Annotated in this window: 12 protein-coding genes; 2 read left to right on the top strand and 10 right to left on the bottom strand. The window is 57.2% G+C overall.

All coding sequences use genetic code 11. From position 1 onward, the window contains the following. Positions 1–9 precede the first annotated feature (9 nt). The 9 genes from nuoI to ABLV76_RS19430 form a co-directional block, all read right to left on the bottom strand. Positions 10–552: an NADH-quinone oxidoreductase subunit NuoI gene (gene nuoI / locus ABLV76_RS19470; protein WP_002913152.1), complete on the bottom strand. Its 543-nt coding sequence runs from the start codon at positions 550–552 to the stop codon at positions 10–12. Positions 553–566: 14 nt separating this feature from the next. Continuing rightward, positions 567–1,544 carry an NADH-quinone oxidoreductase subunit NuoH gene (gene nuoH, locus ABLV76_RS19465; protein ID WP_002913156.1) on the bottom strand — a complete coding sequence of 326 codons (978 nt, stop codon included), beginning with the start codon at positions 1,542–1,544 and terminating at the stop codon, positions 567–569. Next, positions 1,541–4,267: an NADH-quinone oxidoreductase subunit NuoG gene (gene nuoG / locus ABLV76_RS19460; protein ID WP_004201744.1), complete on the bottom strand. Its 2,727-nt coding sequence runs from the start codon at positions 4,265–4,267 to the stop codon at positions 1,541–1,543. The genes nuoH and nuoG overlap by 4 nt, the downstream gene beginning before the upstream one ends. A gap of 33 nt (positions 4,268–4,300) precedes the next feature. Further along, positions 4,301–5,638, bottom strand: coding sequence for an NADH-quinone oxidoreductase subunit NuoF (nuoF, locus tag ABLV76_RS19455; RefSeq protein ID WP_002913158.1), 1,338 nt, complete (start codon positions 5,636–5,638; stop codon positions 4,301–4,303). Then, a complete protein-coding gene (gene nuoE, locus ABLV76_RS19450) occupies positions 5,635–6,135 on the bottom strand; it encodes an NADH-quinone oxidoreductase subunit NuoE (protein WP_002913160.1) in 501 nt (166 codons plus the stop codon). Before nuoE ends, nuoF begins: the two co-directional genes overlap by 4 nt. 2 nt (positions 6,136–6,137) lie before the next feature. Further along, positions 6,138–7,946: an NADH-quinone oxidoreductase subunit C/D gene (gene nuoC / locus ABLV76_RS19445; protein ID WP_004201746.1), complete on the bottom strand. Its 1,809-nt coding sequence runs from the start codon at positions 7,944–7,946 to the stop codon at positions 6,138–6,140. 87 nt (positions 7,947–8,033) lie between these two features. After that, positions 8,034–8,708: an NADH-quinone oxidoreductase subunit NuoB gene (nuoB, locus tag ABLV76_RS19440; protein WP_002913178.1), complete on the bottom strand. Its 675-nt coding sequence runs from the start codon at positions 8,706–8,708 to the stop codon at positions 8,034–8,036. Positions 8,709–8,723: 15 nt separating this feature from the next. Then, complete coding sequence (gene nuoA / locus ABLV76_RS19435) at positions 8,724–9,170, bottom strand: NADH-quinone oxidoreductase subunit NuoA (RefSeq protein WP_002913181.1); 447 nt, start codon at positions 9,168–9,170, stop codon at positions 8,724–8,726. A gap of 649 nt (positions 9,171–9,819) precedes the next feature. Then, positions 9,820–10,746 (bottom strand): LysR family transcriptional regulator, encoded by a 927-nt coding sequence (locus tag ABLV76_RS19430; RefSeq protein ID WP_004201747.1) that lies wholly within the window; start codon positions 10,744–10,746, stop codon positions 9,820–9,822. An 876-nt stretch (positions 10,747–11,622) separates the two neighbouring features. On the opposite strand from ABLV76_RS19430, the gene alaA reads away from it, so the two are divergent. Both alaA and yfbR read left to right on the top strand, forming a co-directional pair. Continuing rightward, positions 11,623–12,840, top strand: coding sequence for an alanine transaminase AlaA (alaA, locus tag ABLV76_RS19425; RefSeq protein ID WP_004201748.1), 1,218 nt, complete (start codon positions 11,623–11,625; stop codon positions 12,838–12,840). Between the two features lie 81 nt (positions 12,841–12,921). Then, positions 12,922–13,521: a 5'-deoxynucleotidase gene (gene yfbR / locus ABLV76_RS19420; RefSeq protein ID WP_004201749.1), complete on the top strand. Its 600-nt coding sequence runs from the start codon at positions 12,922–12,924 to the stop codon at positions 13,519–13,521. A gap of 45 nt (positions 13,522–13,566) precedes the next feature. Here the strand turns inward: yfbR and ABLV76_RS19415 are convergent, their stop codons facing one another. Beyond that, positions 13,567–15,399 (bottom strand): SLC13 family permease, encoded by a 1,833-nt coding sequence (locus ABLV76_RS19415; protein WP_348878427.1) that lies wholly within the window; start codon positions 15,397–15,399, stop codon positions 13,567–13,569. Positions 15,400–15,451: the final 52 nt, after the last annotated feature.

The raw sequence follows: 15,451 nt of genomic DNA, 5'->3' as shown, positions 1-15,451 counted from the left end.
GCCCTCTCCTTACGGTAACAGGCTCTTGACGTCGATCGGCTTAGCTTCGTTTTCCGCTTCGCCCTTATCTTTGCCGTCGATTGCCATACCCGCCATCCGGTAGAAGTTATATTCCGGGTATTTGCCCGGACCGGAAATCAGCAGATCCTCTTTTTCGTACACCAGATCCTGACGTTTGTATTCACCCAGCTCGAAGTCAGGGGTCAACTGGATCGCCGTGGTCGGGCACGCTTCTTCGCACAGACCGCAGAAGATGCAGCGTGAGAAGTTGATGCGGAAGAACTCAGGGTACCAGCGGCCGTCTACCGTCTCTGCTTTCTGCAGCGAAATACAGCCCACCGGGCAGGCTACCGCACACAGGTTACAGGCGACGCAGCGCTCTGCACCGTCCGGATCGCGCGTCAGCACGATGCGGCCGCGATAACGCGGCGGCAAATAGACCGGCTCTTCCGGGTACATCCGGGTTTCACGTTTGGCGAAGGCATGCAGGCCAATCATCCAGATACTCCGGACCTGGGTGCCGAACCCCACCAATAATTCTTTTAAGGTCATGTTCAATTCACCCCTTATTGCGCCTGCCAGAGAATGACAGCCGCCGTTACCAACAAGTTGACCAGCGTTAACGGCAGGCATACCTTCCAGCCAAAGGACATTACCTGGTCATAGCGCGGACGCGGTAATGATGCGCGGATCAAAATGAACATCATCATGAAGAACGCGGTTTTCAGCGCGAACCAGATGAAAGGAGGTAACCACGGGCCATTCCAGCCGCCGAAGAACAGCGTGACGATCAGCGCTGAAACGGTGACGATACCGATGTATTCACCCACGAAGAACAGACCGAACTTCATGCCGGAGTATTCAATGTGGTAACCATCGGCCAGCTCCTGCTCCGCTTCCGGCTGGTCGAACGGGTGACGGTGACACACCGCCACGCCGGCGATGGCGAACGTCACGAAGCCGAAGAACTGCGGGATAACGTTCCACAGATGCGCCTGGTTGTTGACGATATCGGTCATATTGAATGACCCCGCCTGCGCCACCACGCCCATCAGGGAGAGGCCGAGGAACACTTCGTAGCTTAGGGTCTGCGCGGAAGCACGCATCGCCCCCAGCAGGGAGTATTTGTTGTTGCTCGACCAACCGGCGAACAGCACCGCGTAAACCGCTAGGCCTGCCATCATCAGGAAGAACAGGATCCCGATATTCAGGTCAGCCACCACCCACGTCGGGCTGACCGGTACGATAGCGAAGGCCAGCAGCAGCGAGGTAAAGGCGATAACCGGCGCCAGAGTAAAGATCACGCGATCGGAAAAGCGCGGGATCCAGTCCTCTTTAAAGAACATCTTGATCATGTCGGCGACCAGCTGCAGCGAACCGCCCCAGCCCACCCGGTTTGGCCCGTAGCGGTTCTGGAACAGACCGAGCAGACGACGCTCGCCGAAGCTCATGAACGCGCCGCAGGTGACCACCACCAGCAGAATGACCACGGCCTTCAGGATGCTTAACAGAATGTCGATAAGATCCGGCGTTAACCAGCTCATGCTTTCGCCTCCTGCAGTGAATCAATACGCGATCCGGTCAGTACCGGCGCAATGCCCGGCATGCCCATCGGTAAGCCAACCTGTCCTGCGGTCAGACCTTCAGAGATAACCAGCGGCAGACGCAGGGTCTGGCCTTCCACGCTAAAGGAGAGCATCGCCCCGGCGTTGACGCCAAGCTTCGCGGCATCCGCCGGGTTCAGCTTGATGTACGGCTCAGGCATCCGGCTCTGGAACACCGGCGCGCGCTGTGACAGCTCATCGCTGCCAAACAGGTGATAATAAGGTGCGATACGCCATTTCCCCTCTTCCGCCTGGAAGCTGGCCGGCACCGCCGTGAAGTATTCCAGCCCGCTGGCGGAAGCTTCAAACAGGCGGACGCCCGGATCGCCATGGCGCAGTTTCCCGCCCACTTCATCCTGGAACTTGTTCCATGCCTGCGGGGAGTTCCAGCCCGGCGCCCAGGCGAACGGGATCTGCGAACGCGGGGCAGACGGCTGGTTGTTCCCTTCCATGGAGAAGGCGAACATCGTGTCTTTATCCTGCGGCTGACGCGGCTCGTGGACGCTGATGTTAGCGCGCATCGCCGTGCGGCCGCTGTAGCGGTGCGGTTCACGCGCCAGTTTCTGCCCACGAATGCGGAAGGTCGCATCCGGCGCGGCATCTTTTATGCCCGCCAGCTGCGGCAGTGCGGCAATCGCGGCATCGATAACGTGGTCCAGCTGCGTCCAGTCAACCTGACGGTTGTTAACGGTGCTGTGCAGAGAATGCAGCCAGCGCCAGCTTTCCAGCATCACGGTTTTCGCGTCGTAGTAGGCCGGGTCGTAGACCTGGAAGAAACGCTGGGCGCGGCCTTCGTTGTTCACCACGGTGCCGTCGCTTTCCGCAAAGCTTGCCGCGGAGAGCACCAGGTGCGCTTTGTCCATAATCGCCGTGCGCTGATGGTCAACCACCATCACCAGCGGCGCTTTGGAGAGCGCTGCGTCGACGCGGGCGGCGGAAGCATGACGGTGAAGGTCGTTTTCCAGCACGATAACTGCGTCTGCGGCGCCGCTTTCCAGTTCGTCGAGCGCCTCCTCGAGCGAGCCGCCGCCGATCATACCCAGACCGACGCTGTTCACCGCGCGGGCAACCATGGTCACGCCGACGTCGGCGCCACGGCCTTTCAGGGCTTTCGCCACGTTAGCAGCGGCCTGGATGATCTCCATGCTGCCGGCGTTGGTCCCGGAAATAATCAGTGGTTTTTTCGCCCCGGCCAGCGCCTGGACGATGACATCGACTTTACCCTGCAGTTCGCGGCTCAGGCCGTCAACCGCCGGCGCGCTGTCGTCCAGCGCATGGGCGATGGCGAAGCCGAGACGCGCCTGATCTTCTACCGGCGCGCGGTAGGTCCACGCGGCGATGTCATCCAGGCGGGTGTCATCGATGTTGGTGACGAATAGCGGGTGCTTGGCGCGCTGGCCGATGTTGAGGATCGCCGCAATCTGCCAGTCGGCCACTTTCTGTGCCGCCGCCATTTCGCGTGCTTTCCCTTTCACCGCCTGACGCACCGCCAGCGCGACGCGCGCGCCGGTCTGGGTAATGTCTTCGCCCAGCACCAGTACCGCGTCGTAGGATTCGATATCGCGCAGGCTCGGGGTGTGGATCCCACCTTCGCGCAGCACTTTCAGCATCATCTGCAGGCGCGCTTGTTCGCCTTTGGCGATGCCGGTATAGAAATTGTCGGCGCCCACCAGCTCGCGCAGCGCGAAGTTGCTTTCAATGCTGGCGCGCGGGGAGCCGATGCCGATCACTTTCTTCGACTGGCGCAGAATATCCGCCGCGCCCTGCATCGCCTGCTCGGCGTTGAGGGTAATCAGATCGTCGCCGCGGCGCTGAACCGGCTGACGCGGACGGTCTTTCAGGTTCACGTAGCCATAGCCGAAACGACCGCGGTCGCAGAGGAAGTAGCGGTTAACGGTCCCGTTATAGCGGTTTTCGATACGACGCAGCTCGCCATAGCGTTCGCCCGGGCTGATGTTGCAGCCAATGGAACACTGCTGGCAGATGCTCGGCGCAAACTGCATGTCCCACTTACGGTTATAACGCTCAGAGTGCGTTTTATCAGTGAAGACGCCGGTCGGGCAGACTTCCACCAGGTTGCCGGAGAATTCGCTTTCCAGGGTGCCATCTTCCGGGCGGCCGAAGTAGACGTTGTCGTGGGCGCCATAGACGCCCAGATCGGTGCCGTCGGCATAATCTTTGTAGTAGCGCACGCAGCGGTAGCAGGCGATGCAGCGGTTCATTTCGTGAGAAATAAACGGCCCCAGATCCTGGTTGCGGTGGGTACGCTTGGTAAAACGATAGCGGCGGAAGCTATGGCCGGTCATCACCGTCATATCCTGCAGGTGGCAGTTGCCGCCCTCTTCGCAGACCGGGCAGTCGTGCGGGTGGTTGGTCATCAGCCACTCCACCACGCTTTCGCGGAACTGCTTCGCTTCGCCGTCGTCGATAGAAATAAAGGTGCCGTCGGATGCCGGAGTCATACAGGACATCACCAGGCGACCACGCGTGTCTTCCGCGTTCTGATATTGCTTCACCGCACACTGGCGGCAAGCACCGACGCTCCCTAGCGCCGGATGCCAGCAAAAGTAGGGAATATCAAGCCCAAGAGAGAGACAAGCCTCCAGCAGGTTGTCCGCTCCGTTGACCTCGTATTCTTTGCCGTCTACATGAATCGTAGCCATTAGCGTGCTTCCAAAAATAAAAAAACCTTTAGATTACCAGCGCGTCTTAAGCAGGTTCGGCTGAATCCCGTTGATTGCATGGGTATTGCTGAACTGCTGCTTAATGCCAGCCTCGAATTCTTCGCGGAAATATTTAATCGCGCTCTGCAGCGGCTCAACCGCGCCCGGCGCGTGCGCGCAGAAGGTTTTCCCTGGGCCCAGGAATCGACACAGTTGCTCAAGCGTTTCGATATCGCCAGGCTGACCTTCGCCGCGCTCCAGGGCGCGCAGGATCTTCACGCTCCACGGCAGACCATCGCGGCACGGCGTACACCAGCCACAGGACTCGCGGGCAAAGAACTCTTCGAGGTTGCGCACCAGCGAGACCATGTTGATCTCGTGGTCAACGGCCATCGCCAGCGAGGTGCCCAGACGGCTGCCCGCTTTACCAATGCTTTCGAACTCCATCGGCAGATCGAGGTGCGCTTCGGTGAGGAAGTCGGTCCCTGCCCCACCCGGCTGCCAGGCTTTAAACTTCAGGCCATCGCGCATACCGCCGGCGTAATCTTCAAGGATCTCGCGGGCCGTGGTGCCGAACGGCAGCTCCCAGACGCCCGGGTTCTTCACGCGGCCGGAGAAGCCCATCAGCTTGGTGCCGGCATCTTTACTGGTGGAGATGTTCTGGTACCACTCGACGCCGTTAGCCAGAATCGCCGGCACGTTGCACAGGGTTTCCACGTTGTTGACGCAGGTCGGCTTACCCCACACGCCGGAGCTCGCCGGGAACGGCGGCTTGGAGCGCGGGTTAGCGCGGCGGCCTTCCAGGGAGTTGATCAGCGCCGTCTCTTCGCCGCAGATATAGCGTCCTGCCCCGGTGTGGACAAACAGCTCGAAGTCAAAACCAGTGCCGAGGATATTTTTCCCCAGCAGGCCCGCCTCGGTGGCTTCGGCAATCGCGCGGCGCAGATGCTGGGCCGCTTCGATATACTCTCCGCGCAGGAAGATGTAGCCGCGATAAGCCTTCAGCGCAAAGGCGGAGATCAGCATGCCTTCCACCAGCAGGTGCGGGAGCTGCTCCATCAGCAGGCGGTCTTTATAGGTGCCCGGCTCCATCTCATCGGCGTTACACAGCAGGTAACGGATGTTCATGGATTCGTCTTTCGGCATCAGGCTCCACTTCAGACCGGTGGAGAAGCCCGCGCCGCCACGCCCTTTCAGGCCAGCGTCTTTTACCGCCGTGACGATCTCGTCCGGCGCCATGCCGGTCAGCGCTTTTCGCGCCCCTTCATAGCCATTTTTGCTGCGATACTCGTCCAGCCAGACCGGCTGCTTGTCGTCGCGCAGGCGCCAGGTGAGCGGATGCGTTTCCGCAGTACGAATTACGGTTTTCATTTGTACTGCTCCAGCAGGTCAGGAATTGCCTCCGGCGTCAGATGGCTGTGAGTGTCCTCATCAATCATCATGGTCGGTCCCTTGTCGCAGTTGCCCAGGCAGCAGGTCGGCAGCAGGGTAAAGCGGCCATCAAAGGTGGTCTGCCCTGGCTTGATGTTCAGCTTCTTCTCGATGGCGGCCTGAATCCCCTGATAGCCGGTAATGTGACACACCACGCTGTCGCAGTAGCGGATCACGTGACGGCCAACCGGCTGGCGGAAAATTTGGCTATAGAACGTCGCCACGCCTTCGACGTCGCTGGCCGGGATGCCCAGCACATCGGCAATGGCGTAGATCGCGCCATCCGGCACCCAGCCGCGCTGTTTCTGAACGATTTTCAGCGCTTCGATGGACGCCGCACGCGGGTCTTCGTAGTGGTGCTTCTCGTGCTCAATAGCCTCACGCTCTGCCGCACTCAGCTCAAAAGCCTCGGTTTGTGGTTGTTGATTCTCGTGCATAATTAGCGGTCCACGTCTGACATAACAAAATCGATACTACCCAGATAGACGATCAGGTCGGATACCAGGCTGCCGCGGATCGCCGACGGGATCTGCTGCAGGTGCGCAAAGCTCGGCGTGCGGACGCGGGTACGGTAGCTCATGGTGCTGCCGTCGCTGGTCAGGTAGTAACTGTTAATCCCCTTGGTCGCCTCAATCATCTGGAAGGATTCGTTGGCCGGCATGACCGGGCCCCACGATACCTGCAGGAAGTGGGTGATCAGGGTTTCGATATGCTGCAGCGTGCGCTCTTTCGGCGGCGGCGTGGTCAGCGGGTGATCCGCTTTGAACGGCCCTTCCGGCATATTGTCGAGGCACTGCTGAAGAATGCGCAGGCTCTGGCGCAGCTCTTCGACTTTCAGCATCACGCGGGTGTAGCAGTCAGAAACGCCACCGCCGGTCGGGACTTCGAAGTCGAAATTTTCGTAGCCAGAATAAGGACGCCATTTACGCACGTCGAAGCCGATACCTGTGGCGCGCAGGCCTGCGCCGGTGGTGCCCCACTCCAGCGCCTCTTTGGCGGTATAGGCTGCCACGCCGACGGAACGGCCCTTCAGAATGGTGTTGCGCAGGGCGGCTTTTTCATAGGAGTCCAGACGCTTCGGCATCCACTCGAGGAACTCACGCAGCAGACGATCCCAGCCGCGCGGCAGATCGTGCGCGACGCCGCCGATGCGGAACCACGCCGGGTGCATACGGAAACCGGTGATCGCTTCCACCAGATCGTAGATTTTCTGCCGATCGGTAAAGGCGAAGAAGACCGGCGTCATCGCGCCGACGTCCTGAATAAAGGTTGAGATATACAGCAGGTGGCTGTTGATGCGGAACAGTTCGGAGAGCATCACGCGGATCACGTTGACGCGATCCGGCACGGTGATCCCGGCCAGTTTTTCTACGGCCAGCACGTACGGCATCTCGTTGACGCAGCCGCCAAGGTATTCGATACGGTCGGTGTACGGGATGTAGCTGTGCCAGGACTGGCGCTCGCCCATCTTCTCGGCGCCGCGGTGGTGGTAACCGATATCCGGCACGCAGTCGACGATCTCTTCGCCATCCAGCTGCAGAATAATGCGGAAGGCACCGTGCGCGGACGGGTGGTTCGGACCGAGGTTGAGGAACATGAAGTCCTCGTTGTCGGTGCCGCGTTTCATGCCCCACTCTTCCGGTTTGAAAGTCAGCGCTTCCATCTCCAGATCCTGTTTGGCTTTGGTCAGCTCAAACGGATCGAATTCGGTGGCGCGCGCCGGGTAGTCTTTACGCAGCGGGTGGCCTTCCCAGGTCGGCGGCATCATGATGCGACGCAGATTTGGGTGGCCATCGAAGGTAATACCAAACATTTCCCAGGTTTCACGTTCATACCAGTTGGCGTTGGGGAACAGTTTGGTGAAGGTTGGCAGATGCAGATCGTTTTCAGACAGCGCCACCTTGAGCATGATGTCGCGGTTGCGGTCGATGGAAATCAGGTGATAGAAAACGGAAAAATCCGCGGCGGGCAGGCCATCGCGGTGCGTGCGCAGACGTTCGTCCATACCGTGCAGGTCAAACAGCATCACGTAAGGCTTCGGCAATTTCTTCAGGAAATCACCCACCTCAAGCAGCTGCTCGCGCTTGACCCATACCACCGGTACGCCGGTGCGGGTTGGCTGAACGGTAAAGGCATCCGGCCCAAAGCGGTTGCGCAGTTCGCCGATCACCGGGTCATCAAGGTGATCGCGGGTTTGCCAGGCTGGTGCGGCGTCATGCGCGGTTAAATCGGTCATATTGTTCACCATTGCAAAAGGTCCGTGGTGACTGCCGGGCGAGACTTCGCGCTGTTGTAGATTGATTTGCGAAGTGTTTCTCCCGCCCGCAGGCGCAAATTAAATCTCGTCCGGCGTCCGCAGATTGGTCACTGCAATACGTTCGCCGCGTTTACGCTCGCGTTCCGACTGCATATTGGCGCGATAGACGCCCTGATCGCCAACCACCCATGAGAGCGGACGACGTTCTTTACCAATGGACTCCTGCAGCAGCATCAGCGCCTGCATATAGGCCTCCGGACGCGGCGGGCAGCCCGGGATGTACACATCGACCGGGATGAATTTATCCACGCCCTGGACGACGGAATAGATGTCGTACATGCCGCCGGAGTTCGCGCAGGCGCCCATGGAAATCACCCACTTCGGCTCCAGCATCTGATCATAGAGACGCTGAATCACCGGTGCCATTTTGGTGAAGCAGGTTCCGGCGACCACCATCAGGTCCGCCTGACGCGGAGAGGCGCGCAGAACTTCGGCCCCAAAGCGCGCAACGTCATGCACCGCAGTGAATGACGTCACCATTTCCACATAACAGCAAGAAAGGCCGAAGTTATACGGCCAAATTGAGTTCTTACGGCCCCAGTTCACCATGTCATGCAGCGCGTGTTCGAGTTTCCCCATATACACGCTTTTGTTGACTTCCTGCTCCAGGGGGTCGGTAACGATCTCCTGTTTCTGCAGGGGGTAACGGTCGTTCTCACCGTTAGGATCTATGCGGGTGAGCGTATAATCCATCTTATTGCCTCGCTTTTACTGCATATGACGGTTAGTGGGACTGTCTGTTTCCGGGTTAACCAGCGTGCGACGGGAACGCGCAGGCGTCCAGTCCAGTGCGCCGATGCGAACGAGATAAACCAGACCAGCCAGTAGCACTAAAATGAAAATTGCGGCTTCCACAAAGCCGACCCAACCGCTCTCGCGGATGGAGGTCGACCATGCGTAGAGATACAGGGCTTCCACGTCGAAGATAACGAAGAACATGGCAACCAGATAAAACTTCGCAGAAAGACGTAAGCGGGCCGAACCAACGGAGTCGATCCCCGATTCAAACGGCGTGTTTTTGCTACGCGCGCGCGCGCGACCGCCAAGGTACCAGCCGCCGACGAGCATCAGGCAGCACAGGCCGATAGCGATGATGAGAAATATAGCGAATGCCCAGTGATGAGCGATGACTTCAGTGGATGTTGACATACGCATTGCTTAACCAAAAAGTGTAGCGCCAAAACCCTCTGCTCTTACTGGCAGATGAACGCCACAGCGTTTCACGGGAGGAATAAAAAATAACCGTGCAAAAAAGCGTCCCTGGAAGATGTGAGAAGCCCAGATGCCGTGGCTTTTTACCCCTTTCTTTAACCTTTTGTCAACTTTAACAAAAGTTTTCATAACATTAATTTACATTGGAATCTTTTCATTAACATTAAATGCCCTTTTATGCGAAATAACCTTGCATACTGTTCGGTTTTAGTGTTGTTGAATCGTGTCCGTTTCCGTCGTAAATCAAAAATCCCTGCTATTTTGACAGGATTTAGCCTCGATTCCTCCCCCCAAAGAGGGGTATTTTCTTGATCTGCGACACGGTTTTGTTAATTACCCCAGGAAATCGGCAACAATCCATCCGGTTTTTTAACATTAGCAGGAAGTGTTGAAAGTGCTGGGAAAAGTCGGCAAGGTGAGCGCCAGGTCACGCCAATATGCTGATTTTCTTGCAAAGAAATAAAAAAAAGATTCAAAACATCAATAATAGTGCAAAAAAAAGAGCCACCAGACGGGAAACCCACCCTTGAGGCTCTTTTTGGGCACTTACATTCTGTTACCAGTTTTTGTGATCTTTGTTAGCAAAATAACCTCACAAAATGAAGGTGCTTCCTCCCTCTTCCGGAGTAAGTGCCGGCCCGGCGCGCCAGGGATCGCTCTCCTGGCTCAGAGATTGAAAAATCGCCTGCGGTAGTTCGCCCACCGTCTGCGGATTGCAGCTAACGACGTACCGGGTATCCGGCAGGACCGGCAGGCCATCGCTGATGCCGGCCACGCGCAAATCCGGGCTCATCATTTCGACCGGACGCGCGGTGACCCCAAGCCCGGCTTTCACCGCCGCTTTCACCCCGGAGAGCGACGAGGCGCCGTGAGCCAGATGCCAGGAGACGCGGGCAGCCTCCAGCGCGGCGATGATGTCCTCACGGAACGGGCCAGGCTCTTCGAGCAAGATGAGGGGGATCGATTCCCCTTTCGCCAGCACGTAGTCCGCTGCACAGTACCAGAGGGTAGGCGACGTTCTCAGCGTGAAAGCGGTAAAACCGGGAAGCTGATGGGTGGTTAATGCCAGATCGACCTCTCCCGCGCTCAGCATCGCCATGATGACGGCATGGGGATGGACTTTAATCTCCAGCGTCATTCTGGGATAGAAGCAGCCGATGCGGTTTAACAGAAACGGCAGGATAGTATCAGCGGTTTCTTCCGACGCGCCGATGGTCAGTCCCCCCTGCAGGCTGCCATACATCAGCGACATGCAGGCTTCATCGTTAAAGCGCAGGATTTTGCGGGCATAGCCCAGCAGCTGGATGCCCTGCTCGGTCAGCAGTTTATTGCGTCCGTGACGAGCGAAAAGCTCCTTGCCAACCAGTTGCTCCAGGCGTTGCATTTGCTGGCTGACCGCGGACTGGGTACGACACACTGCGGCGGCGGCGGCAGCGAAGGTGTTCAAATCAGCGACTGCTACAAAGGTGCGCAGCAGATCGAGATCGAGGTTGAGTATCGGACGTGTTGTATTAATCATCTTTCTTCACTTACAGGTGGCTAACGCTGACCTGCCTTGTTGATGCTTTACGCCAGGTTTCCGGCTATTCCCTGAGCCTCGTGCTCACCGTCTGATGGCGGATAAACAACTGGACGAACGTTATTACATGCCAAAGTACTCGTCTGAGCAAATGCGCAGAACACCGGAGTAATATATTGTTCGTATTTCTCATTATTATTTATTACCACGGCCAGCCAGGCGTCTTACGTCGCCCCGGAAAATCGCGCAGTAGTGGTGAGAAAGCCTCTCTTTCGCCGGACTTCTTTTTGGCGAACAACGAACAATAAAATCCTGTAATAACAATATATTAAATGTCAATTCAGCCATAATTCATGCCGACTACCACTGATATTAACGGCGATATTCTAACCGATTCCCATCCTTTTTATAAGCCTTAATAAGGATTAACTGAGATAATTTTAAATTTTTTTTCAGCATTTTATATAAATTAACAAACCTCAGATTATTACCTGTCAAAAATAATAATAATGCGCTTGCGCGCAGTTTTTTATTAAAATTATTTAACATCAAAATTACAAATCAACCGCTATGAGATTAAGAATAGCGTTTTCTAACGGTCACCCATTCTCCAGCTCCCCGTTTACCTAACCAACAAACCAGATAAATGATGGTAAAAAAGGCACTACATCAACATAGACGACCGAAAAAATGCCATGAAAAGGCATAAACCATAGGAAAAACCAGCAACCAACAGATAAATCAATTACGCTTAAAATCCTGCATTAGCAAAATCTTCTCCTGCAAAGCCTTCAAAACAGCGGGGAGGCGGAGTACATTGTTCCGTGCTGACTTCCACGGCAGGGAGTGGCGATAACAGCTAAAAGGTCAAGATTCATGTCCCCCATCGAAAAATCCAGCAAGTTAGAGAACGTCTGTTATGACATCCGCGGACCGGTTCTGAAAGAAGCGAAACGTCTTGAAGAAGAAGGCAATAAGGTTCTGAAACTGAACATCGGCAACCCGGCGCCCTTCGGCTTCGAGGCCCCTGACGAGATCCTCGTCGACGTCATCCGCAATCTGCCTACCGCCCAGGGATACTGCGATTCGAAAGGATTGTACTCGGCGCGTAAAGCTATCATGCAGCATTACCAGGCGCGGGGAATGCGCGATGTCACCGTGGAAGATATTTACATCGGCAACGGCGTGTCCGAGCTGATTGTGCAGGCGATGCAGGCGCTGTTAAACAGTGGCGATGAGATGCTGGTTCCCGCTCCGGACTACCCGCTGTGGACGGCGGCGGTGTCTCTTTCCAGTGGTAAAGCGGTGCACTATCTGTGTGACGAATCCTCTGACTGGTTTCCGGATCTTGACGATATCCGCGCCAAAATCACGCCTCGCACCCGCGGGATCGTGATCATCAACCCCAACAACCCCACCGGCGCGGTCTACTCCAAAGAGCTGCTGCAGGAGATCGTGGAGATCGCCCGCCAGCACAACCTGATTATTTTCGCCGATGAGATCTACGACAAGATCCTCTACGACGAAGCCCAGCATCACTCGATTGCCGCTCTGGCGCCGGATCTGCTGACGGTGACCTTCAACGGACTGTCGAAAACTTACCGCGTCGCCGGCTTCCGTCAGGGCTGGATGGTGCTGAATGGCCCGAAAAAACACGCGAAAGGCTATATCGAAGGACTGGAAATGCTGGCCTCGATGCGTCTGTGCGCCAACGTGCCGGCCCAGCATGCTATCCAGACCGCGCTGGGCGGCTACCAGAGTATCAGCGAATTCATCATTCCCGGCGGGCGTCTGTATGAACAACGCAACCGCGCCTGGGAGCTGATCAACGATATTCCGGGCGTCTCCTGCATGAAGCCAAAAGGCGCGCTGTACATGTTCCCGAAAATTGACGCCAAACGCTTCAATATTCACGACGACCAGAAAATGGTGCTCGATTTCCTGCTGCAGGAGAAAGTGCTGCTGGTGCAGGGTACTGCCTTTAACTGGCCGTGGCCGGATCACGTGCGTATTGTGACCCTGCCTCGCGAAGACGACCTGGAGATGGCGATCTCCCGCTTTGGCCGCTTTCTCTCCGGCTACCATCAGCTTTAGTCGTGCTGCCGCCGGCATTTGCATCCGGCGGCGATCCCTGCGCACAATGGAACCCGATGTTGTCACTGATTAAGGGTCCCTATGAGTCAGAGTCATTTCTTTGCCCACCTCTCCCGTCTGAAACTGATTAACCGCTGGCCGCTGATGCGCAACGTGCGCACCGAAAATGTCTCCGAGCACAGCCTGCAGGTGGCGATGGTCGCCCACGCGCTGGCGGCGATTAAAAACCGCAAATTTGGCGGCCAGGTCAACCCAGAGCGTATCGCCCTGCTGGCGATGTACCACGACGCCTCCGAGGTTTTAACCGGTGATCTCCCTACCCCGGTGAAATATTTTAATTCACAGATTGCTCAGGAATATAAGGCGATTGAGAAAATCGCCCAGCAGAAGCTGGTGGATATGGTGCCTGACGAGCTGCGCGATATTTTCGAACCGCTGATTGACGAGCATCATTACAGTGAGGAAGAGCAGTCGATCGTCAAACAGGCTGACGCCCTCTGCGCCTACCTGAAATGCCTCGAAGAGCTGTCGGCGGGCAACAACGAATTTCTGCTGGCCAAAGGCCGTCTGGAAAAAACGCTGGCGTCGCGGCGCAGCGCGGAGATGGATTATTTTATGCAGGTGTTTGTCCCGAGCTTCCAGCTGTCGCTGGATGAAATCAGCCAGGATTCGCCGCTGTAATTTTTCAGGCTGGGCAGCGGTCGCCCCCTACCCGGCCTGCATATCTTAAAACGGGAAGAGCACCGGGATCAGCAGAACGTAGACCACCATCACCAGCACGGTAAAGGGCACGCCGATTTTGACAAAATCGCTAAATGAGTACTTACCCGGGCCAAGCACCAGAGTATTAACCGGCGAAGAGACCGGGGTCATAAACGCCGCCGAAGCCGCCATCGCCACCACCATGGCAAAGGGATACGGCGACACACCCATCGACTTCGCCGCCGCCAGGGCAATAGGCGCCATCAGCACCGCGGTGGCCGTGTTAGAGATAAACAGGCCTATCGCCGCGCACATCACAAACAGGCAGCCGAGCATCAGATAAGGCCCCTCGCCTCCGGCGACGTCCATTAGTCCCTTAACCACCAGATCCACCCCACCGGTTTTCTGCAACGCCAGGGCGAACGGCATCATCCCGACAATCAGAATGATGCTCGGCCAGTGGATCGCCTTGTAGGCGCTTTCGGCGTTGATACAGCGGAATTTGCCCATCAGCAGACAGGCGATGATCGCGGCGATGGGGTTGGGGATTTCATCCGTCAGCATCAGGGCCACCATCAGCACCAGACAGAAAATCGCGTGCGGAGCCTGGCTGTGGGCCGGCGAAGCGTCATCGACCTCAACCGGCATATTGAGCACCACGAAATCCCGGCCGCGCTTCGCCAGCAGGGCAATTTGCCGCCAGTTGCCGACCACCAGCAGAATATCGCCGAGCTGCAGCGGCTCATCGACCACGGAACCATCCATCGCTTTGCCATCGCGCTTCATGCCGACGATATTGAGACCAAACCGGGTGCGGAAGGCTATCTCACGCACCGTTTTGCCTATCATCTCTGAATCCGGGATCAGCGCCACCTCCGCCATCCCCACATCCAGCGCCTGATCGGCAAAATACTCCCCGCGCAGCACCATCGGCTCGAGCATTTGCTCGCCGCAGAACTGGCGCAAGTCGACATCGGAGGCAGACATATCGATTAGCAGGACGTCGCGGGCGCGAAATTCCGAGACCCCATTGACGTTAACAATCACCCGACGGAACCGCCGCCAGCGCTCAACGCCGATGACGTTGGCACAGTAGCGCTCACGCAGCTTTAAATCATCCAGTCGCTGACCGATCATCGGCGAACCGGGTCGGATCGCCAGCCGGCGGGCGCGGCCGGTGAGGTGATATTCGCGGATCAAATCGCGAAAGGTACTTCTTTTTCGCCCATCGCGCGCGGAATCGCCATTATCCGTCTTCAGCATAAAGCGCACCGCCAGCATATAGACGATGCCCAGGATCAGCACCACCAGGCCAATCGGCGTGACGCTGAAAAAACTGAAGCCGTGCAGTCCTTCGCGCAGCAGTTCACTGTTGACCACCAGGTTGGGCGGCGTCGCCACCAGGGTCATCATCCCGCTGATAAGCCCGGCGAAGCTCAGCGGCATCATCAGCCGCGAGGGTGAGGTATTCATCCGCGCCGAGACGCTGAGGACCACCGGAATGAAAATGGCGACCACGCCGGTGGAGCTCATAAACGCGCCCAACCCGGCGACGGTGAGCATCAGGTAGATCAGCATTTTGGTTTCGCTGTTGCCTGCCACGCTCACCAGCCAGGCGCCCATCTTGGTGGCCACCCCGGTACGCACCAGGCCGTCGCCGATAATAAACAGGGCGGCAATCAGGATCACGTTAGGATCGCTGAACCCGGAAAAAGCTTCAGTCAGCGTCAGCGTGCCGCTGAGGACAAAGGCGACAATGACCATCAGGGCGATAGCATCCATGCGCACCTTACCGGTAGCAAACAGCACAACCGCGATGGCCAGGAGGGATAAAACCCAAATCAATTCACCGTTCACAACGTTTCCTTGTCACAAGTGGGAGTCGACATAGTGGCATAAAAAAGCCCCG

The organism is Klebsiella sp. GB_Kp047 (assembly GCF_040065235.1).
Lineage (GTDB): Bacteria > Pseudomonadota > Gammaproteobacteria > Enterobacterales > Enterobacteriaceae > Klebsiella > Klebsiella quasipneumoniae.
This window is presented reverse-complemented; position numbering and strand designations above follow the sequence as displayed.

Bases quoted from the DNA above. Each gene is read 5' to 3' on its own strand.
- nuoI (WP_002913152.1), bottom strand. From the start codon at position 552: ATGACCTTAAAAGAATTATTGGTGGGGTTCGGCACCCAGGTCCGGAGT.
- nuoH (WP_002913156.1), bottom strand. From the start codon at position 1,544: ATGAGCTGGTTAACGCCGGATCTTATCGACATTCTGTTAAGCATCCTG.
- nuoG (WP_004201744.1), bottom strand. From the start codon at position 4,267: ATGGCTACGATTCATGTAGACGGCAAAGAATACGAGGTCAACGGAGCG.
- nuoF (WP_002913158.1), bottom strand. From the start codon at position 5,638: ATGAAAACCGTAATTCGTACTGCGGAAACGCATCCGCTCACCTGGCGC.
- nuoE (WP_002913160.1), bottom strand. From the start codon at position 6,135: ATGCACGAGAATCAACAACCACAAACCGAGGCTTTTGAGCTGAGTGCG.
- nuoC (WP_004201746.1), bottom strand. From the start codon at position 7,946: ATGGTGAACAATATGACCGATTTAACCGCGCATGACGCCGCACCAGCC.
- nuoB (WP_002913178.1), bottom strand. From the start codon at position 8,708: ATGGATTATACGCTCACCCGCATAGATCCTAACGGTGAGAACGACCGT.
- nuoA (WP_002913181.1), bottom strand. From the start codon at position 9,170: ATGCGTATGTCAACATCCACTGAAGTCATCGCTCATCACTGGGCATTC.
- ABLV76_RS19430 (WP_004201747.1), bottom strand. From the start codon at position 10,746: ATGATTAATACAACACGTCCGATACTCAACCTCGATCTCGATCTGCTG.
- alaA (WP_004201748.1), top strand. From the start codon at position 11,623: ATGTCCCCCATCGAAAAATCCAGCAAGTTAGAGAACGTCTGTTATGAC.
- yfbR (WP_004201749.1), top strand. From the start codon at position 12,922: ATGAGTCAGAGTCATTTCTTTGCCCACCTCTCCCGTCTGAAACTGATT.